This window comes from Lyngbya sp. CCY1209 (genome assembly GCF_035615495.1).
Classification (GTDB): domain Bacteria; phylum Cyanobacteriota; class Cyanobacteriia; order Cyanobacteriales; family Microcoleaceae; genus Limnospira.
On record NZ_JAJENU010000320.1, the window covers coordinates 1 to 544 of the forward strand.

Below are 544 nucleotides of genomic sequence, written 5' to 3' on the forward strand. Positions count from 1 at the left end.
ATGGGAGTCCAGGCGTGTTTTTGGAGTCGTAGACCATCTTTAGTTTGGAAAATCCACTTGTCCTTCCTTTCGTCCCCGTTGCTCAGTTTTGCCATTCCTGTTCGGTAGTATTTCCTGAGCGTTTTGTATTCGGCGTTTCCGCATCGTGACACTACCCACGCCCGCAGTTGTTGCCAGAGTATATTATCTAGCTTGCTGAAAATCTCCTTAGAGACTACCCCTGAGTAGTACCTTGCCCATCCAGTGATGATGGGGTTGAGGTGTTTTATCAGGGCAGCTTGAGGTGCTGTTTTGTGATTCCTAATCACCTCTTTTACCTTTTCAGTATGGGCTTTGATTGCTTCCTTGTCCGGTTTGATGTGGGTTTTGAACCCCAGTAGTCTATTGTGGGGTCCTCCACTTTTCCCTGATGTGTGCTTCCCTTTTGGGTATTGCCTGATATTGAACCCCAAAAAATCGAATCCGGGTGGAACTTTTTCTCCGTCCACTTCGATTTCTCTTAGTGTATGACAGATTCTTGTCTTTTCCGGCTTAAGTTGGAGTC

General features: G+C 46.3%; 1 protein-coding gene. It reads right to left on the reverse strand.

The features are described from left to right. Positions 1-544 (reverse strand): group II intron maturase-specific domain-containing protein (locus LKE08_RS09195; RefSeq protein ID WP_324703920.1); only part of this gene is annotated, 544 nt, incomplete at both ends.